Here is an 18,973-nt window from a genome sequence, read left to right on the forward strand (position 1 = left end):
GTCCCACATTCAAAGTGGAACACCCATCAGCAAGATGCCTTTTGCTGATTAATCCCGTTATAGATTTACCTTCCGGGAAAAGTCTGGCGCGTTGCGCTGTGGTCAATACCTGATGAAAAAAGTTGCGGGCGAGCGGTCATAGCAATTTTAAAGTAAATTTATGTTTCCCTCTTGGCAGGGATGCCACAGCTTGTATATTTGTTATGGCTTACCGCCTATTACCACTCAAAAACTCAAAACACTTATTTACCATGATTGAAACTAAAGCTTATGCGGCCCAGGATGAGAAAACGCCTTTGGCCCCCTGGACCTTCGAGCGACGCGAAGTTGGACCGCACGATGTGCAGTTCGACATCCTTTTTTGTGGCGTTTGCCACTCGGACCTGCACCAGATAACAAACGATTGGTTCCCCGGCATATTCCCCATGGTACCCGGCCACGAAATAGTTGGCCGCGTAGTTAAAGTGGGCGACCACGTAACCAAATTTAAAGTAGGCGACCTGGCTGCAACCGGCTGTATGGTAGATAGCTGCCAGGTGTGCGAAAACTGCAAACAAGATCTGGAGCAGTATTGCCTGGAAGGCAGCACCCAAACCTACAACAGCATGGAACGCGATGGCTCGATGCCCACCTATGGAGGCTACTCCAACACCATAGTAGTGCGCGAGGAATTCGTATTGCAACTGAAAGAAGGCGTTGACCTGGCCGCCGTTGCGCCATTGCTTTGCGCGGGTATTACCACTTATTCGCCCCTAAAACATTGGGGTGTTGGCAAGGGCCACAAACTGGCCGTGTTGGGCCTTGGCGGCCTTGGCCATATGGGTGTTAAATTCGGTGTTGCGTTTGGTGCCGAGGTTACCGTGCTGAGTACTTCGGCCAATAAAGAAGAAGATGCCAAAAAACTGGGCGCGCACCATTTCGTAGTAACTAAAGACGCTGAGCAGATAAAAGCGGCCATGGGCACTTTTGATTTTATACTGGATACTGTATCCGCGCCGCACGATTTTAATATGTACCTGTCGCTGTTGCGCACAAACGGCACCATGATATGTGTTGGCGTACCTAACGAACCAGCATCGGTTGCCGCGTTCAGCCTGTTGGGCGGCCGTAAAAGCCTGGCCGGATCGGGTATTGGCGGCATTAAAGAAACCCAGGAAATGCTGGATTACTGCGCCGAGAACAACATCGTATCAGACATCGAACTCATCGATATCAAAGATATCCACACCGCTTATAAGCGTATGGAAAAAGGCGATGTGCGTTATAGGTTCGTAATAGATATGGCGACTTTGTAGTCAAACTAAAATTTAAATCACCTGGGAGGCGCTGATCGATTCTTCCTTCAGGAACTACAGTGGCTGTTGTATTCGATTTAAATCCCCATAATAATAAAAAACGCCCCGAAGCTCGCGAGCCCGGGGCGTTCTTGTTATATGATAGCCAATACTATTAGTAAAATTGCGCATTAGTTTGCACCCGGCCAACCAGCTTTTTAACATCCGTTGCCGATACAAGCCCCTGCAGCGAAACGGTGTATAGCGCATTGCTGTTGAGGGTTACGTTTTCTATAGTGGCCAAAACGGTAGCGGTACCTGTTTGGCGTATTTCGAAAGTGTATTTGGCGGTACCGTTTATGGGTAAAAACTTGCTGTAGCCTTTAAAGCTCTTGTTGGCAACCAATACATCGCCGCTTTTTATGGCAAGATCTACAGCCGGTGCATCGGGGCTAAGGTTTATGAACCTTATGCCAGCTTTAGAGCCATCGGGCCGGGCAATGGTATCGCTAAGCAGCAACAGTTGTTCGTGGCCTACGGTGTTGGTTAAAAACAACGAGTAGTATTTGTTTTTGCCCAGGGTAAGGGTATCAGATTTATAGCTGGTTTGGGTGCCGCCGATGGTAAAAGTAGCGGTGCGGTGCCCGGCGTAGGCTGCAACATAATCTATACCGCTGCCGTAACCAAATGCGTAGGCGTTGGCTTTATTGGCATCCAGGTAAAAATCCAGCGCCGGCGCATCCGGCGAAGCGTTGATAACCGTTAGTGCGGCCGTATCCGGCGTAACAGTATTACTGTTTTTTAAGCACGAACTGAGCGTTACGGCCAGCAAACACATTGTCCCAACTATGCCTGCCCACCTCTTTGAATTGTGTCGAACGTTTTTCATTATATCATTATTTAGTAAAGTGTAATAACTCCATTACGCGGCTACTATAAAAAACGCTACTAATACTTAAATATTTTTTGAGGCAGGTACTCGCAGTTTACAATTGTCGGCTGGGTACCAACAATATATCAACCAGAAAAAATGCGCCCTGCTTAATTGGGTAGCTTGGCAAGAATACTCTTCAGGTTTTCTACCGTGATGGGCTTTGCAATAAAGCCGCTTACTTCCCTGTATTTTTTTGCCCGGGCGTAATCGTCGGCATCAATGGAAGAGCTTACGATGAAAATGCTTGTCTTTTTGGCCAGGCCGGGCGCCAGCTTTACGTATTCCTCCAAAAACTGCCACCCGTTCAGTTGGGGCATATTAATATCCAGAAGAATAAGCTCGGGCAGTATCTCGCCTTTTTGGGCGTTAGCCCTAAAAAAATCAAGGGCCGAAACGCCGTTATCGAAAAAAATACTTTGCTCTGCAATTTCTGCACGTGCGATGATTCGCTTAACGGTGAAGGTGTATATTTCATCGTCATCAATTATACAAGCTATCTTTACCTTACTATCCATTTAGTTATTGAAAATACGAGGCCAGCGGTGTTTGGGCTTTCTAAAAAAAGCATCTACCTGCTATTATTGCCATATGTGCCTGCGATAAATATAGCTATATAAAATGCTGTCCAAAGCAGTGTGGTTGTAATTTAATTACGGTTTTAAGTGTTTTAAAGTATAGGTGTAAGCAAATTAATTGATACTTAATTCACGGTGAGTTTTATAGGTTTGGTGCGCTCGGCGAAAGCATCAACGAAAAAACTCCGGCAGCAAGGGCCGGAGTTTTTCTTTTAAAAGCGTTTGATGCGTTACTGCGGTTCGGTATAGCCGCCGTTGGGTTGCGCCGCGGTTATCACTTGTTCGGTTTTCTCTTCGGCAAAACGTTTGGCCTTTTCTGCCCAAACAGATGCCTCATCGGTAATATCATCAAGCATAGAGCGCCCGCTAGCATCTTTCTTTGTCAGATAATTAATTCCATAACCAATGGCTGCGCCAACTGCTATAAATTTTAATAAGCCCATGTTTTTATATTTTTAAAGTAAACGTTTACATCGATTTGCGTACAAGTATGATGCCAGTCTGCACACAATTGAGACAGAATTTAACAAGATTAAAGGATTGAAAGATTTACACGATTCAACGACTTATAAATTGAATAAGGTTTATCGATTGATGGTTTATTAAATCCAAAGTTCTTAATCCTGTACAATCCCTTAGTCGCTCAATCGTGTTATCAGTTTCTTTGGCGCGCGGTCTTTCCAGGCCTGTATCAAAAGGCTCTTCAACTCCTCCGGGTCGGCTTTGGATAGGTTAACCAGCATATAATCATAGTTGTAGTAATGTTCGGTTATAAAGTACACATCGGGGTTGGCAGCTATCCACTTATCGCGCTCGAAGGTGTGCAGTACCAGGGTTTCGCCGTCCTCGCGTATGCGGATAAAATATTTTTTATTAACGTAAAAAGCCGGCGTATCAGAGCACATTTTTTCGGTAACACCGGGCAAGGGTAACAGAACGTCGCGCAAAAATTGCAGGTAAATAAATACACCAGTATCCATAATGCAAGATAATTAATTTGATTGTAATAGTCGCGGTGCTTTAACCATAGCGATGGGTTTCAAACCCATCGCTATGGTTTTAAGAAAATTACGTCATTTTACTATCGTTGTTAAAACCTAATTACCAATTTAAAGTTGTGTAGGCTGTTAAAACATAGAACAGGCCCTTATGGAAAATTTTACGATGCTGCAGTTTTTTGAATGGTACTATCCCGGCGACGGCAGCTTATACGAGCATCTTAAAAACGACGCGGAACGATTAAAAAATATCGGCATAGATGCTGTATGGTTACCTCCGGCTTTTAAGGGCGAGGCCGGGGGATACTCGGTGGGCTATGATGTTTATGATATTTACGACCTGGGCGAATTTGACCAAAAAGGTACCGTGCGAACCAAATACGGCACCAGGCAGCAATTGATAGAGGCTGTGCAAACCGCCAGAAGCAAAGGGCTGCAGGTGTATGTAGATGTAGTACTGAACCATATGGGCGGTGCCGATGAAAAGGAGAAGGTTACTGTGCGCAAAGTGAACCCTCATGACCGCAACGAGTTTACCAGTGAGCCGTACGAGATTGAGGCCTTTACCAAATTTACTTTCCCCGGCAGGCATGGCAAGCATTCGCAATTCGTTTGGGATTGGCAATGTTTCAGCGGGATTGATTATGATGCCGGGAATAACGAGTCGGCCATCTTCAGCATACAGAACCAATATGGCGATGCCTGGGAAGATGTGGTGGGCGATGAGAACGGCAACTTCGATTTTTTGATGCTGGATGATATAGACACCCGTAACCCCGCCGTGCGCGATGAACTGAAACGTTGGGGCAAATGGTTTTATGATACCCTCCAATTCGATGGCATGCGGTTGGATGCCATAAAGCACATATCTTACGAGTTTTACAACGACTGGCTGGATACTCTACGCACCGAAACTGGCCGCGAACTATTCACCGTGGGCGAATACTGGAGCTACGAAGTTGGCCTGCTGCAAGAGTATATTACCGCTACGGAGGGCCGGATGTCGCTTTTTGATGCGCCATTACACCAAAACCTGCACGACGCCTCGGCTGGCGGCAAGGATTACGACCTAAGCAAGATATTTGATAATACACTGGTGGCGGTAAATCCTTCGCGCGCGGTTACCCTGGTAGAGAACCACGATACCCAGCCCCTGCAATCGCTGGCTTTGCCGGTAGAACAATGGTTTAAGCCCCTGGCCTACGCGCTTATTTTACTGCGCGAGCATGGCTACCCCTGTATTTTTTACGCCGATTTGTATGGCACAAAATATTCCGACAAGGGTGAGGACGGCAACGACCACCAGGTGGAGTTGCCTGCCCTGGCCGAGATGGAGCCGCTGTTATGGGCACGCAAACATATTGCCTATGGCGCACAACGCGATTACTTCGATAACCCCAACTGCATCGGCTGGACCCGCGAAGGCGACGGCGAGCACGAAAACTCGGGCTGCGCGGTACTGATCTCCAATGGCGACGAGTGCAGTAAGCGCATGGAGATGGGCCGGGCCCATGCCGGGAAAGTGTTTGTAGATTACCTGCACAAGCACGATGCCGAAGTTACCGTTGGCGAAGACGGCTGGGGTGAGTTTTTAGTCGGGGCCGGCTCGGTTTCGGTATGGGCGGTTAAAAAATAATTGCTATTTTTAAGGGCGGCACCGCAATCTCATCAGGTGCCGTCTTTTATGAAAAAACTATACCTGAGCTTATTTCTATTCATCCTCACCTACGCGGCTTTTGCCAACCCGGCAATCTACGTAAACCAGGTTGCCTTCGATAGCAACGGCCCTAAAGTAGGCGTGGTTCAGTTCGATAATAAACTCACAAAAGCCTTCGCCTTCAACCTGGTGAACATCGTTACCGGCAGGGTGGTCTACACCGGCATGCTTACCGACCCTGAAACGATTACCGACTGGGCACCCGGTAAACTCTTTTTCCAGGCAGATTTCTCGGCTTTTAAAACGGCGGGAAAGTATCGCCTGCGCATTAAATACGATGGGCTGGTTTATACTTCGTATCCCTTTGAGATTGGCGAGAACGCGCTGGCGCGCAAAACGCTGTCGTCAATCATCCACTATTATAACAAGCAACGGGCAAACACCCCAGGCGAACTGTCCGTCGATGCCAAAATGCAATTGTTCGGCGGTAACCAAAGGGTTGATATGAGAGGGGGCTGGTGCGATGCATCCGGCGACGTAAGCAAGTATTTCTCGCACCTGGCGTATGCCAATTTCTTTTCGCCGCAGCAAACGCCGCTGGTTACCTGGAGTATGGCAAACGCGGCCGAAGCAATCCCAGGTCTTCTTAAGAAATGGAAGCTGAAAGATTCGCTGGATAACGAGGCGCTGTACGGTGCCGACTACTTGATGCGTGCCCTCAGCAAAGAGGGCTACTTTTACATGATTGTGTTCAGCTATTTCAATAAAGACCCTAACGCCCGCCGCGTGGTGGGGTTGCTGGCCAATAGCGTTACCACCAACCAATACCAATGCGCTTTCCGCGAAGGCGGCGGCATGGCTATAGCCGCGCTCGCGCGCATATCGCAATGGAAAAAGGACGGCGATTTTACATCCCAGCAGTACCTGGATGGGGCCAAACGCGCCTTTGCCCACCTGCTGGTAAACAACACCAAATATGACGACGACGGCAAGGAGAATATTATAGACGATTATTGCGCCCTCATGGCCGCTACCGAGTTATGGATAGCAACCGACGATGAGCAATATCGCGACGAAGCCCGCAAGCGCGCGGCCAACCTGAATAACCGCATGACCATCGACGGCTACTTCATCTCTAACGATGCCAACCGGCCCTACTTCCATGCATCTGATGCGGGCTTACCTGTTGTGGCCCTATCACGCTACCTGGATAAGGAAAAAGACGAGGCCTACCGCGCCCCGGCCCTAAAAACCATCAAACAGGCACTTGATTATAACCTGGCGGTAACCAACAAAATAAGTAATCCTTTTGGGTATGCCCGGCAGAGTTTTTTGTATAAAGGCAAGGTAAAGGATGGCTTTTTTATCCCCCACGAAAACGAAACCGGCTGGTGGTGGCAGGGCGAGAACGCACGCCTGGGTTCGTTGGCTACTGCAGCGATTGTGGGCGGCAGGTTAGCCTACCCGGCCGAAGGAAATTGGGGAATAAAATCAACGCTTGCAGATTATGCAGAACGGCAGCTATCCTGGATTATGGGCTGCAACCCGTATGGCATGTGTTTTATTTATGGCTACGGAAAAACCAATGTGCCGTATATGGCTTCCAATTATGGCCACGGAAGCGAACGTGGGGGCATTTCTAACGGCATTACGGGCCATGATGGCAGCCCCGATGGCTCCGGCATCGATTTTAAACAACAGGCCGGGGGCAATGAATGGCGATGGACCGAACAATGGATACCGCATGCGGCCTGGTTTTTGCAAGCTGTTGCCGCAATGGCACAACCAGAGGGCATAAACAAGTAATAATTGCAACGGTTGAATATTTTTTTTAGATATTTGAAAAAAACAACGGTAAAAGCGCCTCTTTTAACTGGAACCTAAAACTATTCTAATATGATAACATCATTGGTAACCGGCGGTGCCGGCTTTATAGGCTCGCATGTAGCGAAACATTGTCTTAACCTGGGGCATAAAGTAATCGTACTCGACGATTTGAGCGGCGGTTTTGAAGACCATGTACCCGCAGGTGTTGAATTTATAGTTGGTTCTATCAACGATTATGAACTGCTGGAGAAACTTTTCGAAGAGCACAAGTTCGATTACGTTTACCATCTGGCTGCATACGCCGCCGAAGGGCTTTCGCACTTTATCCGCAGGTTCAATTATAATAACAACCTTATAGGCTCGGTAAACCTTATCAACCTTTCGATATTATATAAGGTGAAATGTTTCGTATTTACCTCATCCATAGCTGTGTATGGTGCAGGCCAGCTGCCTATGCGCGAAGCCCTGGTGCCGCAACCCGAAGACCCTTATGGCGTGGCAAAATACGCGGTGGAGATGGACCTTAAAGCCGCCCACCACATGTTCGGCTTAAACTATATCATCTTCCGTCCGCATAACGTATATGGCGAAAACCAGAACATCGGCGATAAGTATCGCAACGTAATCGGCATTTTCATGAACCAGATTATGCAGGAAAAGCCGATGACCATTTTTGGCGATGGCGAGCAAACCCGTGCCTTCAGCTATATCGACGATGTTGCACCGCATATTGCCAATAGCCCGAATGTGCCTGCCGCCTACAACGAGGTATTCAACGTAGGTGCCGATAAGCCTTACACCGTAAACGAGCTGGTACAGGTAGTGGCAGATGAGCTTGGCGTAGAACCCAAAGTAACCCACCTGGAAGCCCGGAAAGAAGTGATGCATGCCCACAGCGACCACTCTAAAGCAGCCGGCGTTTTCGGCAAAAGTGCCAATGTAAGCTTAAAGGAGGGTATAAGCAAAATGGCAGCATGGGCCAAGGTAGTAGGCTCGCGCGCAAGCGCTGAGTTCGAGAATATAGAAATTGAAGAAAACCTGCCGCAAGGCTGGAACAAAAAAGCAGTAAAAGCCTAAAAGGTTATCGGTTTTTCGGTAAACATTTATATTTTTGTGCCAAATAAAAACAACAACGCTATGCAATCAATGGAAAATGCCAACAACGAGAGCCACTACAAATTTCTAATTCTTACCATTGCCATAGGTTTATTAGGTTGCTATTTGCGTTTCGCCGATTTCCCGCACGCTACGTTAGTATCTAACATCATCCTGTTGTTCGGTTCTATCATCGCGTTACGCGCTGTTTTCAAAATATTAGACTAAGTTTTACTTAAGCATATACGTAAAGCACTGCCAGCTAGGCGGTGCTTTTTTGTTTTGCTACTATCGTGATTGCGAGGAGCAGAGTGGGGGATTGTGCGAGGACGCGACGCGGCAATCCTCGGCATGCAGGTCGGATTTGCAAAGCGGCCCCTCCTGCCGATGATTGCCGCGCTATCGCTCGCAATGACGATGTGGTTGGATGTGGCTGATTGTGAGGCTACCCCAATCTCCCGACTATCACAAATTTCTCAAACACCGTTTCCGTATGGGGAGCATCGGCAAGTTCTTCGGTAAGATCCTGACCGGCCCAGTGCTCATAATGCTTGCCATTGCGCCAAAGGCGGCTTTCGGTTACGTCATAGATGACGCCCTTAAGCGCCACCCAAATTTGTGGCTTATCCTGTCCATTGCGCAAAGCGAGCTGCGATTTGGTATAAGTGGGTAGTGCGCTCATGCGGTTTTACGGGATTTAAAATATTCAAAAAAGGCAACGTTCATCAGTAGCAGGGCCATGCTGTAAAAATGGTCCTCAAAGGGGATGGTGCCTACACGCAGGCTCATGTTTTGCGCATTGTTGTATATCACCACCGGCCAGGCGGTCAAGATGCCGTTTACGATGTAAAAGGGGATAAGCGATACCACAAAGGCCAGGTAAAACCTGCCCAGCCAATCTACCTTAATGAAATACACCAGGGCCACCAGCAAAACAATCAGCAACCCAAAGGTTACTGCAGTGTACAAACGGGTATAATTATAGGCTAGAAGCGACACCGATACGCCGATTAACAGGTTGGATATCAGCCGCGTAAGCACGAAGGATGGCTGCCATTTTACGTAATAATTGAGGCAGGCGTAGACAAATACGCAGGCGAAGGGTACTGTAAGGAAGAACAATATCTCCTCCAGGGGCAGGCCTATGAATTTGATGCCGGTGATATAAGCGTCATTGAAACTCCAAACGCCATTTACGGTAAACAGCACATCCCAGAACAAAAACACCAGCCCGGTGATGGCCATGCCCGGCCAAAGATACTTCCAGCTTTTGGCGAACGCCACCCGTTTATCGAAGGATAAGGCTACGGGGAATATTACCGTAAACAGGTTGATGATTAGGTAGGTGTATTTCACGCTATAGGGCAGCTAAATGTTGGTGAAGGCGCTTCTGTTCGTCGGGCGTACAGCGTTTAGATTCGAGCATGAACTTGATGATGGTTTTCACCAACGCTTTATCGGCCGAAGCGTAGTATTTTGCATCTATTTGTTTAACCATCTCTAATCTATCGGCAACCAGATTTTTGGTATAACCCAAAAACTTGGGTACGTTATGTTCTATAGAAAAGCGCATAAAGCGTATCTCTATATTGTGCGGGTCGGTAGCTACAGCTCCTTTAAAAGTCTTTTCGCAATCGTTTAGGTATTTAAACTTATTGTACGGGTTCCAGGCGTGCTTGGCTTTGAGGGCCTCCAGTGTACCCATATAGGCGTTGATGAGTGCCGACCGCTCCTTTATTTCGCCCAGGCTTTTGTATAGCGAATCGGTTGTTTTCTTGCTTTCGAGGGCAGTTACCAGCAGTTTGCGTATAGTAGGCAAGTCCGGCGTAGTAACTATGAGTTTTTGTATGAGCGAGAACGACATCAGTGTGCATGCCAGTATTGCCGAAAGCAAATATTTCACGGGTTTGTATTTGAGCTGTGCGTGCATACTTATATGATGTTCATTTTTTGGTGGAGCCGGGCCTTTAGGTAAAGGCTCAGCTTGCGTGCATTGGAAATGCGCACCCGTTTCTGCATGATTATGCCTGCGGGCGTGCTGCGTATCTTCTTGAACAATTGCAGATAATACACATAGGCCACATATACGCCCAGGCGAGCTGCTTTCGGTAAAAGTTTTATACCGGCCAGGGCATCATCGAAATCCTTTTTGATATCGGCTTCTATGTCAATTTTATCTTGCGCATTAAAGTTGCCGAAATCTACCCCAGGGAAATAGGTGCGGCCACGGTCCTCGTAATCGGCCTTGATATCTCTCAGGAAATTTATCTTCTGGAAAGCCGAGCCCAGGCTGCGGGCCTTGGGAATGAGCTGGTTGTACAGCCCGCCATCATTGGCACAAAACACGCGTAGGCACATCAGCCCCACCACTTCGGCCGAGCCGTATATGTACACTTTATAGCCGCCCTCGTCGTACGCGGTTTTATCCAGGTCCATTTTCATAGATGTAAGGAAGGCGTCTATCAGTTCACGTTCTATTCCGTATTGGTTTACCACCTGCTGGAACGATTGCAGCACCGGGTTGGTGCTGATGCACGCATTGATGGCCTTGAAAGTTTCGGTACGAAAATCGTCGATGAGCTGGCGCTGGTCGTGCCCGTAAAAGGTATCTACTATTTCGTCGGCATAGCGCACGAAGCCGTAAATGGCATACACCGGGTAGCGTAAATGCTTTTCGAAGGCCTTGATGCCCAGGCTGAACGAGGTGCTGTACTTCTCGGTAATCAGCTTGCTGCATTCAAAACACGTTTCGTCGAATAAGTTCATTTACCTGGTATCTTGCCCAAAAGTACAAATTCATTGCCGCATTGTTTTTTTGGTGGATGCATTGTTTACTTTTGATTTGAATGAAAAGTAAGCATATTGCTGTTATTGGGGCGGGTTTTGCAGGATTGGCTTCGGCATGCGTGCTGGCTAAGGAGGGTTACCGGGTAACGGTTTTAGAAAAGAACAGCCAGCCCGGCGGCCGCGCCCGTGTTTGGGAAAAAGACGGTTTTAAATTCGATATGGGCCCAAGCTGGTATTGGATGCCCGATGTTTTCGAAAACTTCTTCGCGCTTTTCGGTAAAAATCCGACAGATTTCTATGATTTAAAACGCCTCGACCCGGGTTATCGCATTTATTACGGAAAAGATGACGTGCTGGATGTGCCCGCCGATATGGGCGAACTGGAAGCCTTGTTTGAAAACATCGAGCCCGGCAGCAGCAAAGGGCTGAAACTCTTTTTAGAACAAGCGGCCTATAAATACAAAGTAGGCATGGGCGAATATGTTTTCCGCCCCTCGCATTCCATCACCGAGTTTATCGATTTCAACCTCATCCGTAAAAGCTTCAGCATGCAATTGCTCACCAGCATGAGCAGCCATGTGCGCAAGCATTTTAAAAACCCGAAGCTTATTAAGCTGCTGGAGTTCCCAGTACTGTTTTTGGGGGCGCGGCCGAAAGATACCCCCGCCATGTACAGCATGATGAACTATGCCGACCTGGCCTTAGGTACCTGGTACCCTATGGGCGGCATGAACGAGATTGTAAAGGCTATGGTGGGCATTGCCGAAAGTTATGGTGTGGAGATTAAACTGGATACAGCAGTAACCAAAATAGAAGTTGTTGATAAACGGGTAAGCAACATCCAAACTACTCAGGGCGATTTTACAGCAGACTTTGTGATAACCGGTGCCGACTATGAGCACGCCGACCAGCACCTCTTAGACAAACCCCACCGCAACTACACCGAAAAATATTGGGATACCCGCACCATGTCGCCATCCAGCCTGTTATTTTATATCGGTACGAATAAAATAATACCCGGCATACGGCATCATAATTTGTTTTTTGATGAGGACTTTGAGCAGCATGCCAACGAGATTTACAGCAGCCCGCAATGGCCCAGCAAGCCGCTGTTCTACGTTTGCTGCACTTCTAAAACCGACCCTGATGCGGCACCTGAAGGCTGCGAAAACCTGTTCTTCCTGATGCCCCTTGCACCGGGATTGGAAGACAGCGAAGCACTCCGCGAGAAATATTTTAACATCATGGTGGATAGGTTTGAGCAAGTAACAGGCCAACCGCTCCGCGATGCCATCATTCTGAAACGCAGCTACGCCATGGAAGATTTCAAATCAGATTACCATTCCTTTAAAGGCAATGCCTACGGGCTTGCCAACACGCTATCGCAAACCGCATTTTTTAAACCGGCCATGCGGGCAAAGCATATTAAGAATATGCTGTACACCGGGCAGCTAACGGTTCCCGGGCCGGGCGTGCCGCCGGCCTTAATTTCCGGGCAGATAGCGGCTAAGGAGGCTATGAAGATGATGGGTTAACTACTTGTCATTGCGAGCGATAGCGTGGCAATCTCATAGGACATTTCGTCATCTTGCAAAGGCACGGAGGCTTGTCCTATGAGGTTGCCACGTCGCCCCACCACTCAGTCCCTGCGCCGCTCCTCGCAATGACAAAACGGTAATTGGGGGATGGCATTAAACAAAAAAAGACGCGAAGTATCGCGTCTCTACATTAAAATATCGTGGTTATTGGTACTTACACCAAATATTCAAACAAGGTAGCATCCTTATTGATCTCGATTACCTCGAAACGGTGCTCTTCCATACGGGCCAGAAGCGAAGGGTAATCGCCTGCGTTTTTGAGCTCGATACCTACAAGCGCGGGGCCGTTCTCTTTTGAGTTTTTCTTGATAAATTCGAAACGGGTAATATCATCACCCGGACCCAATACATTGGTTACAAACAGTTTTAACGCACCCGGGCGTTGCGGAAAACGAACGACGAAATAATGTTTTAAGCCTTCGTACAGCAGGGATTTTTCTTTGATCTCCTGCATGCGTTCTATGTCGTTATTGCCTCCGCTAATTACGCATACTACATTCTTGCCTTTTATCTGGTCTTTAACGGCATCCAGCGCGGTCACGGATAATGCGCCTGCCGGCTCCACTACGATGGCATCTTCGTTATATAGCTTCAATATGGTGGTGCAAACCTTCCCCTCCGGCACGGTAAGCATGTCGTCCAGTACATCCCTGCAAAGCAAGAAGGTTTTTTCGCCAACGCGTTTTACAGCTGCGCCATCAACAAAGCGGTCGATGGTTTTTAGGGTAACGGGTTCGCCTTTTTCAATAGCCGTCCACATGGATGGGGCACCTTCGGGCTCAACGCCTATCAGTAATATGTCGGGGTTCTGTTCACGCAGATAGGTACCTGCGCCGGCCGCCAAGCCGCCGCCACCAACGGGCATAATTACGGCTTCCACTTCGGGCAGGTCCTCAAATATTTCTACGCCTACGGTGCCCTGGCCTTCAATGATTTGTTCATTATCGAAAGGAGGGATGAACGTCATGCCGTGGGCTTCGGTATAAATCAAAGCTTCGCGCAGGCAATCGTCGAACGTGTCGCCTACCAAAACCAGCTCTACATTGCCATTGCCGAACATTTCTGTTTGCTTAACTTTTTGTTTCGGGGTAATCTCGGGCATAAAAATTACGCCTTTGGTGCCCAGCTTTTTGCAGGAAAAAGCAACGCCCTGCGCATGGTTACCGGCACTGGCGCAAACCACGCCGCGGCTCAGTTGCTCGGTATTCAGCCTGCTGATCATGTTGTACGCGCCCCTTAATTTGTAAGAGCGTACGATTTGCAGGTCCTCGCGTTTTAAATATATCTCGCATTCGTATTTCTCGGAGAGGCGCTCGTTATGCTCCAGGGGTGTGTGCCGTACAACGCCTTTTAACCGTTCGTATGCCGCTTCAAAATCCAAATAATTTTCCGTTTCTGTGTCCATTTTCTCTTAGTTCTTTACCAGCTTATAAGCCATCAGTTGTTGCAGGTCATCATCGTTGATGTCCAGCTTGGCGTCGGCAAGCGTTAAAAAGCGTTTATATGCGTCGTAAAGCTCGTCTTTATCCAGCTTATGGCCAAGCCTTTCCAGATGGAATTTAAGGGCGTGGCGGCCGCTGCGTGCGGTGAGTACGATAGTTGCGCTCGGGAAGCCAACATCTTCGGGGCGGATAATTTCATAGTTTTCGCGCATCTTCAGGAAGCCGTCCTGATGTATGCCCGAGCTATGCGCAAAGGCGTTGGCGCCAACGATGGCTTTATTGGGCTGCACCGGCATACGCATCTGCGTGCGGATCATCTGACTCAGTTCGAAGAATTTTTTCGAGTCGATGTTGGTATGCAAGCCAAGTACCGCGTGCGTTTTCAATATCATCACCACTTCCTCTATGGCCGTATTTCCCGCGCGTTCGCCAATACCGTTGATAGTGCCTTCGATTTGGCGGGCACCGTTCTGCAACCCGGCAATGGAGTTGGCGGTTGCCAGGCCAAGGTCGTTATGGCAGTGTACGGATATGATTGCCTTATCGATATTCTTTACGTTTTCCTTCAGGAATTTGATCTTGGCACCATATTGATCCGGCAGGCAATAACCGTTAGTATCGGGGATGTTCACCACGGTGGCACCGGCCGCAATCACCGCCTCAACCATCTGGGCAAGGTAAACCACATCGGCGCGGCCGGCATCCTCGGCATAGAACTCAATATCCTCGACAGATTTTTTGGCGTATTTAACGGCTTCTACGGCACGCTCCAAAATTTCCTCGCGTGTGCTGTTGAATTTATGCTTGATGTGCATATCCGACGAGCCGATACCGGTATGTATACGCGGATGTTTGGCGTATTTCAGCGATTCTACAGCTACATCTATATCCATTTTGTTGGCACGGGTAAGTGCGCAAACGGTAGGCTCTTTTACAGCTTTAGAAATTTCTACAACGCTCATAAAGTCGCCCGGACTGGATACGGGGAAACCAGCTTCGATAATATCCACGCCCAGTGCTTCCAGCTCGCGGGCTATCTCGATCTTTTCGGGGGTTGTCAACTGGCAGCCCGGTACCTGCTCGCCATCGCGAAGCGTGGTATCAAAAACATAAACGCGGTTGGGATCGTGTAACATAGTCTCTTAGATTTGAGATTTGAGATATGAGATTTGAGACCTTTTAGGGTGGCTATCTGATATCTAAAATCGGGTTATTCATTTTTATTATTTAGAACGGGGCTTGAGCTAAATCTCATATCTCAAATCTCACGTCTCATATCTCCTTAACGGCGATAAATCTTAATCTTTTATAATCGGCATACCACTGTCCATTTTCGTTATAAACGGGTTCCAGCAGCGCGGTTATTTCTTTTAATAGTTCCTGTTTTTCGCTTTGCGGGATGCCTAGCAAATAGAGCGGGGCAAACATGGTGATCCATTTGGCCACGCCTTCATCGCCATCCTGCAAGGGCGTTTTTCGGTCGAAGTGCGAAGCGAACGCAACGCGGAACCCTGCAGCTTCCAGCCTGCTCGTATAATCGCCCAGTGAAGGGAAATACCAAACTTCGGTTTCGGCCTGGCGGGTGTAGCCGTGTTTGCGCAATACCTGGCGGGTAGCCGCTATCAGTTGCTGTACATTGCCTTTGCCGCCCATTTCGGCCACAAATCGGCCGCCGGGTTTAAGCGCATCGTAAACACATTTAATGGCCGCATCGGCGTTTTTTATCCAGTGCAGGGTAGCGTTGGAGAATACGGCATCAAATTTCTCATCGAAATGAAAGTCGGTACCATCCTTCACAAAAAACTCCACTTCGGGGTAGGTAGCCTTTGCTTTCGCGATCATATCCGGCGACGCATCTATACCTGTAACTTTCGCGCCTTTTTGCTGTATCTGGTTGGTTAAATAACCGGTACCGCAGCCCAGATCAAGGATACGCTCATCAGGCTGAATGCCCAATAATTCCAACACATTCTCTCCGTATTGAAATACGAAGGCGTGTTTATCGTCGTATAATTCAGCGTTCCATTTCATTTTAGTTCATTCGTTCAATGGTTCATTAGTTCATTGGTGCTTCATCTGCATATTTGCACATTTGAAATCTGCACATCTACAAGTAGCTCAACACCTTTTCGCCCATTGCTTTAGTGCCTAATATTTTGCTTTTGTCGGTATTTGCATCGGCTATGTCGCCGGTGCGGTGTCCGTCTTTTAAGGTTTTGTCTATGGCATCAGTGATTGCTTTGGCTTCGTCTTTGAGGCCGAAGCTGATTTCCAGCATCAAGGCTACCGATAGAATAGAGGCCAGCGGATTGGCTTTGTCCTGCCCGGCAATATCATGTGCCGAACCGTGGATAGGCTCGAAGAAGCCTGTGCCATCGCCGATTGATGCTGATGCCAGCATACCCATCGAACCTGCAATTTGCGAGGCCTCATCGGTTAGGATATCCCCGAACAGGTTGGCGGTTAATACCACATCGAACTTTTTAGGGTTTTTAACCAGCTGCATGGCGGCGTTATCGATAAACATGTGTTCGGTTTCTACCTCCGGGTATTGTTTGGCAATATCCTGTACCACCTCGCGCCACAGGCGTGAAGCTTCCAGCACGTTTGCTTTATCTACCGAGCAAAGTTTTTTACCGCGCACCATGGCGGCTTCGTAAGCTTTTATGGCAATGCGCTCTACTTCGTAACGGCTGTAGATCATCAGGTCGGATGCGGTGTTGCGGTCTTCGCTGCGTTTTTTCTCGCCGAAGTAAACATCGCCGGTCAGTTCGCGGAAGAACAGGATATCCGTTCCTTTTAGTATCTCCGGTTTCAGGCTTGATGCATCCAGCAGCTCATCAAACAACATGATGGGGCGCAGGTTGGCGTATAAACCCAGTTCCTTACGGATCTTTAACAAGCCCTGCTCCGGGCGAACTTTGGCCGATGGATCATTATCATATTTAATGTGGCCAATGGCACCAAAAAGGATTGCATCGCTTGCTTTTGCTTTCTCCAGGGTTTCATCGGGCAGTGGACTGCCGGTTGCCTCTATTCCGGCGTGGCCCATCAGTGCCTCGTCGAAAGTAAACTCGTGACCGAAATTGGCTGCAATTTTCTCTAAAACAGCTTTTCCCCAGGTGGTAACCTCGGGGCCGATGCCATCACCGGGTATTACTAATATGTGTTTTTTGATTCCCATATCTATTTTCTATCCGTCATTTATCTCTACCCGTCGTTGCGAGGTACGAAGCAATCCTCTGCAGGCAGGTCGGCCTTGCTTAGGGCTCTACGTGCCGAGGGTTGCCGCGCTTCGCTCGCAATGACGTGGTGTTTTATTTATTTACTCCGCGTACTTCCTTTAGTTTCATCACCATCAGTTCCGCGTCGGTTTCTATCCAGTTATTATATTCTTCTATGGCTTGCAGGCGGTCTTCATTGCTGATGTAGCCTTCATCCACCATCTGCGTCATCTTCGCTACCGATGACCAGATGCCTATCTTGTGCGCAAAATTGGCATCGCCTTTTTTGTAAACCTCGTCGGCCTCCAATACTTCAACATCACTTAAGCCTGCTTCGGCAAAATACTCCGGCAAGTCTTCAGCAATATGGTTGTTCATGCCTGCATCTCCCCGCCAGCGTAAAAAAGTAGCGTAGAACTTACGCATGCTTGCGGGCGGTTCCGGCTGCCATTCCAATGCCTCATGGTTATAGTCCAGGATAGACAAAATGCCGCCCGGTTTCAGCATCGATTTCAGCTTTACCACCGCTTCCTGCGGGGTGCTTAACCATTGCAGGGTTCTTGCCGATGTTACCAGGTCGAACGTTTCTGCCGGTTCGTAATCAAACAGGCTGGTATGGATCAACTCCAGGTTATCGATAGCTGCATAAGTTTCCTTTCCGCTTTCGATAAAGTATGCCGTGTTATCTATACCCGTTACATGGCCCGTTGAACCAACTGCCAAAGCAATGTCTTTAGAGATAGCGCCTGTTCCGCAGCCTACATCCAGCACTTTCCAGCCCGGTTGCAGCAGGGGAGGCAGGGTAGCATAATCTACTTCCAAACTACGCTCATCGAATAGTTTGGCGGTGCCTTTGCCTTCGCGTTTTATCTCTTTTTGTTGGGTCATTGTATCATTGGGTCATTGAGTCATTGGTGTTTTCCTGCATAGCGATGGGTTTCAAACCCATCGCTATCGGTAAAGCCAAGTATTATCTCGATTCCTCAAACTCCGCTATCAGCTCTTTTTTGCTGAGGATGTAGTCGATATCATCGTAGCCGTTGGTCATGCAGGCTTTTTTGTAAGGGTTCACCTCGAAGCTTTCCTGCTCGCCGGTGGCTACAATTTTAATGAACTGGTCTACCAGGTCTATCTCTATCACCGCCTGCGGATCGGCAAAAACGGCTGCAAATATTTTCGCCAGGAAATCATCGCTTACCTGCACGGGCAACAGGCCGTTATTTAGTGCGTTTCCTTTAAATATATCGGCAAAAAAACTGCTTACTACGGCATCAAAACCATAATCGGCAATTGCCCATGCGGCGTGCTCACGGCTGCTTCCGCAACCGAAGTTTTTGCCTGCTACCAATATCTTGCCGCTGTAGATCGGCTCGTTCAGTACGAAATCCGGTTTAGGGTTGCCCTCGTTATCGTAGCGCCAATCGCGGAAAAGGTTATTGCCAAAGCCATCGCGGGTAGTAGCCTTTAAAAACCTTGCCGGGATGATCTGGTCCGTATCGATGTTCTCGATAGGCAGCGGCACTACGCTGGTTTGTATATGTTTGAATATTTTGGTTGCCATA

The 18,973-nt window shown here is 48.3% G+C and carries 20 protein-coding genes; 6 read left to right on the top strand and 14 right to left on the bottom strand.

The features are described 5' to 3' along the window. Positions 1-251: 251 nt before the first annotated feature. Complete coding sequence (locus tag AC1DXC_RS13230) at positions 252-1,295, top strand: NAD(P)-dependent alcohol dehydrogenase (protein WP_477459617.1); 1,044 nt, start codon at positions 252-254, stop codon at positions 1,293-1,295. A 154-nt stretch (positions 1,296-1,449) separates the two neighbouring features. On the opposite strand, the gene AC1DXC_RS13235 is transcribed toward AC1DXC_RS13230, so the two are convergent. From AC1DXC_RS13235 to AC1DXC_RS13250, 4 genes are all read right to left on the bottom strand, one after another. Beyond that, positions 1,450-2,163 (bottom strand): DUF4397 domain-containing protein, encoded by a 714-nt coding sequence (locus tag AC1DXC_RS13235; protein WP_477459618.1) that lies wholly within the window; start codon positions 2,161-2,163, stop codon positions 1,450-1,452. 152 nt (positions 2,164-2,315) lie between these two features. Beyond that, on the bottom strand, positions 2,316-2,723 hold the full coding sequence (locus AC1DXC_RS13240) for a response regulator (protein ID WP_477459619.1): 408 nt from the start codon (positions 2,721-2,723) through the stop codon (positions 2,316-2,318). A 290-nt stretch (positions 2,724-3,013) separates the two neighbouring features. Continuing rightward, positions 3,014-3,226, bottom strand: coding sequence for a YtxH domain-containing protein (locus AC1DXC_RS13245; RefSeq protein ID WP_477459620.1), 213 nt, complete (start codon positions 3,224-3,226; stop codon positions 3,014-3,016). Positions 3,227-3,418: 192 nt separating this feature from the next. Then, the gene (locus AC1DXC_RS13250; RefSeq protein WP_477459621.1) at positions 3,419-3,763 is read right to left on the bottom strand and encodes an MmcQ/YjbR family DNA-binding protein; all 345 of its coding nucleotides are present in this window, start codon (positions 3,761-3,763) and stop codon (positions 3,419-3,421) included. Positions 3,764-3,932: 169 nt separating this feature from the next. Between AC1DXC_RS13250 and AC1DXC_RS13255 the strand changes: the two genes are divergently transcribed. From AC1DXC_RS13255 to AC1DXC_RS13270, 4 genes are all read left to right on the top strand, one after another. Further along, positions 3,933-5,417 (top strand): alpha-amylase, encoded by a 1,485-nt coding sequence (locus tag AC1DXC_RS13255; RefSeq protein WP_477459622.1) that lies wholly within the window; start codon positions 3,933-3,935, stop codon positions 5,415-5,417. Positions 5,418-5,465: 48 nt separating this feature from the next. Then, complete coding sequence (locus AC1DXC_RS13260; protein WP_477459623.1) at positions 5,466-7,244, top strand: glycoside hydrolase family 9 protein; 1,779 nt, start codon at positions 5,466-5,468, stop codon at positions 7,242-7,244. Between the two features lie 90 nt (positions 7,245-7,334). Beyond that, entirely contained in the window at positions 7,335-8,342 is a 1,008-nt protein-coding gene (locus AC1DXC_RS13265) for an NAD-dependent epimerase/dehydratase family protein (protein ID WP_477459624.1), read from the top strand. Positions 8,343-8,402: 60 nt separating this feature from the next. Further along, complete coding sequence (locus AC1DXC_RS13270; protein WP_477459625.1) at positions 8,403-8,588, top strand: hypothetical protein; 186 nt, start codon at positions 8,403-8,405, stop codon at positions 8,586-8,588. 217 nt (positions 8,589-8,805) lie between these two features. Here AC1DXC_RS13270 and AC1DXC_RS13275 read toward each other — a convergent pair whose 3' ends face one another. The 4 genes from AC1DXC_RS13275 to AC1DXC_RS13290 are packed head-to-tail and all read right to left on the bottom strand — an operon-like array spanning position 8,806 to position 11,126. Beyond that, positions 8,806-9,042 carry a cytochrome b5 domain-containing protein gene (locus AC1DXC_RS13275; protein ID WP_477459626.1) on the bottom strand — a complete coding sequence of 79 codons (237 nt, stop codon included), beginning with the start codon at positions 9,040-9,042 and terminating at the stop codon, positions 8,806-8,808. After that, positions 9,039-9,716 carry a lycopene cyclase domain-containing protein gene (locus tag AC1DXC_RS13280; protein ID WP_477459627.1) on the bottom strand — a complete coding sequence of 226 codons (678 nt, stop codon included), beginning with the start codon at positions 9,714-9,716 and terminating at the stop codon, positions 9,039-9,041. Before AC1DXC_RS13280 ends, AC1DXC_RS13275 begins: the two co-directional genes overlap by 4 nt. Position 9,717: 1 nt before the next feature. Continuing rightward, positions 9,718-10,290, bottom strand: a complete 573-nt coding sequence (locus AC1DXC_RS13285; RefSeq protein ID WP_477459628.1) for a hypothetical protein — start codon at positions 10,288-10,290, stop codon at positions 9,718-9,720. Positions 10,291-10,292: 2 nt separating this feature from the next. Next, positions 10,293-11,126, bottom strand: a complete 834-nt coding sequence (locus AC1DXC_RS13290; RefSeq protein ID WP_477459629.1) for a phytoene/squalene synthase family protein — start codon at positions 11,124-11,126, stop codon at positions 10,293-10,295. 80 nt (positions 11,127-11,206) lie between these two features. Between AC1DXC_RS13290 and AC1DXC_RS13295 the strand changes: the two genes are divergently transcribed. Further along, positions 11,207-12,682, top strand: a complete 1,476-nt coding sequence (locus tag AC1DXC_RS13295) for a phytoene desaturase family protein (RefSeq protein ID WP_477459630.1) — start codon at positions 11,207-11,209, stop codon at positions 12,680-12,682. Positions 12,683-12,899: 217 nt separating this feature from the next. Here the strand turns inward: AC1DXC_RS13295 and ilvA are convergent, their stop codons facing one another. From ilvA to leuD, 6 genes are all read right to left on the bottom strand, one after another. Then, complete coding sequence (ilvA, locus tag AC1DXC_RS13300; protein WP_477459631.1) at positions 12,900-14,150, bottom strand: threonine ammonia-lyase IlvA; 1,251 nt, start codon at positions 14,148-14,150, stop codon at positions 12,900-12,902. A gap of 6 nt (positions 14,151-14,156) precedes the next feature. After that, positions 14,157-15,323 carry a 2-isopropylmalate synthase gene (locus tag AC1DXC_RS13305; protein ID WP_477459632.1) on the bottom strand — a complete coding sequence of 389 codons (1,167 nt, stop codon included), beginning with the start codon at positions 15,321-15,323 and terminating at the stop codon, positions 14,157-14,159. Positions 15,324-15,459: 136 nt separating this feature from the next. Then, a complete protein-coding gene (locus AC1DXC_RS13310) occupies positions 15,460-16,218 on the bottom strand; it encodes a class I SAM-dependent methyltransferase (protein WP_477459633.1) in 759 nt (252 codons plus the stop codon). Between the two features lie 76 nt (positions 16,219-16,294). Beyond that, positions 16,295-17,365: a 3-isopropylmalate dehydrogenase gene (leuB, locus tag AC1DXC_RS13315; RefSeq protein ID WP_477459715.1), complete on the bottom strand. Its 1,071-nt coding sequence runs from the start codon at positions 17,363-17,365 to the stop codon at positions 16,295-16,297. 139 nt (positions 17,366-17,504) lie between these two features. Then, positions 17,505-18,299 (bottom strand): methyltransferase domain-containing protein, encoded by a 795-nt coding sequence (locus tag AC1DXC_RS13320; RefSeq protein ID WP_477459634.1) that lies wholly within the window; start codon positions 18,297-18,299, stop codon positions 17,505-17,507. Positions 18,300-18,381: 82 nt separating this feature from the next. Beyond that, on the bottom strand, positions 18,382-18,972 hold the full coding sequence (gene leuD, locus AC1DXC_RS13325) for a 3-isopropylmalate dehydratase small subunit (RefSeq protein ID WP_477459635.1): 591 nt from the start codon (positions 18,970-18,972) through the stop codon (positions 18,382-18,384). Position 18,973: the final 1 nt, after the last annotated feature.

This window comes from Mucilaginibacter sp. P2_D11 (genome assembly GCF_056404435.1).

Excerpts from the sequence above, each read along its gene's own strand:
- AC1DXC_RS13230 (WP_477459617.1), top strand. The coding sequence starts at position 252 with ATGATTGAAACTAAAGCTTATGCGGCCCAGGATGAGAAAACGCCTTTG.
- AC1DXC_RS13235 (WP_477459618.1), bottom strand. The coding sequence starts at position 2,163 with ATGAAAAACGTTCGACACAATTCAAAGAGGTGGGCAGGCATAGTTGGG.
- AC1DXC_RS13240 (WP_477459619.1), bottom strand. The coding sequence starts at position 2,723 with ATGGATAGTAAGGTAAAGATAGCTTGTATAATTGATGACGATGAAATA.
- AC1DXC_RS13245 (WP_477459620.1), bottom strand. The coding sequence starts at position 3,226 with ATGGGCTTATTAAAATTTATAGCAGTTGGCGCAGCCATTGGTTATGGA.
- AC1DXC_RS13250 (WP_477459621.1), bottom strand. The coding sequence starts at position 3,763 with ATGGATACTGGTGTATTTATTTACCTGCAATTTTTGCGCGACGTTCTG.
- AC1DXC_RS13255 (WP_477459622.1), top strand. The coding sequence starts at position 3,933 with ATGGAAAATTTTACGATGCTGCAGTTTTTTGAATGGTACTATCCCGGC.
- AC1DXC_RS13260 (WP_477459623.1), top strand. The coding sequence starts at position 5,466 with ATGAAAAAACTATACCTGAGCTTATTTCTATTCATCCTCACCTACGCG.
- AC1DXC_RS13265 (WP_477459624.1), top strand. The coding sequence starts at position 7,335 with ATGATAACATCATTGGTAACCGGCGGTGCCGGCTTTATAGGCTCGCAT.
- AC1DXC_RS13270 (WP_477459625.1), top strand. The coding sequence starts at position 8,403 with ATGCAATCAATGGAAAATGCCAACAACGAGAGCCACTACAAATTTCTA.
- AC1DXC_RS13275 (WP_477459626.1), bottom strand. The coding sequence starts at position 9,042 with ATGAGCGCACTACCCACTTATACCAAATCGCAGCTCGCTTTGCGCAAT.
- AC1DXC_RS13285 (WP_477459628.1), bottom strand. The coding sequence starts at position 10,290 with ATGCACGCACAGCTCAAATACAAACCCGTGAAATATTTGCTTTCGGCA.
- AC1DXC_RS13290 (WP_477459629.1), bottom strand. The coding sequence starts at position 11,126 with ATGAACTTATTCGACGAAACGTGTTTTGAATGCAGCAAGCTGATTACC.
- AC1DXC_RS13295 (WP_477459630.1), top strand. The coding sequence starts at position 11,207 with ATGAAAAGTAAGCATATTGCTGTTATTGGGGCGGGTTTTGCAGGATTG.
- ilvA (WP_477459631.1), bottom strand. The coding sequence starts at position 14,150 with ATGGACACAGAAACGGAAAATTATTTGGATTTTGAAGCGGCATACGAA.
- AC1DXC_RS13305 (WP_477459632.1), bottom strand. The coding sequence starts at position 15,323 with ATGTTACACGATCCCAACCGCGTTTATGTTTTTGATACCACGCTTCGC.
- AC1DXC_RS13310 (WP_477459633.1), bottom strand. The coding sequence starts at position 16,218 with ATGAAATGGAACGCTGAATTATACGACGATAAACACGCCTTCGTATTT.
- AC1DXC_RS13320 (WP_477459634.1), bottom strand. The coding sequence starts at position 18,299 with ATGACCCAACAAAAAGAGATAAAACGCGAAGGCAAAGGCACCGCCAAA.
- leuD (WP_477459635.1), bottom strand. The coding sequence starts at position 18,972 with ATGGCAACCAAAATATTCAAACATATACAAACCAGCGTAGTGCCGCTG.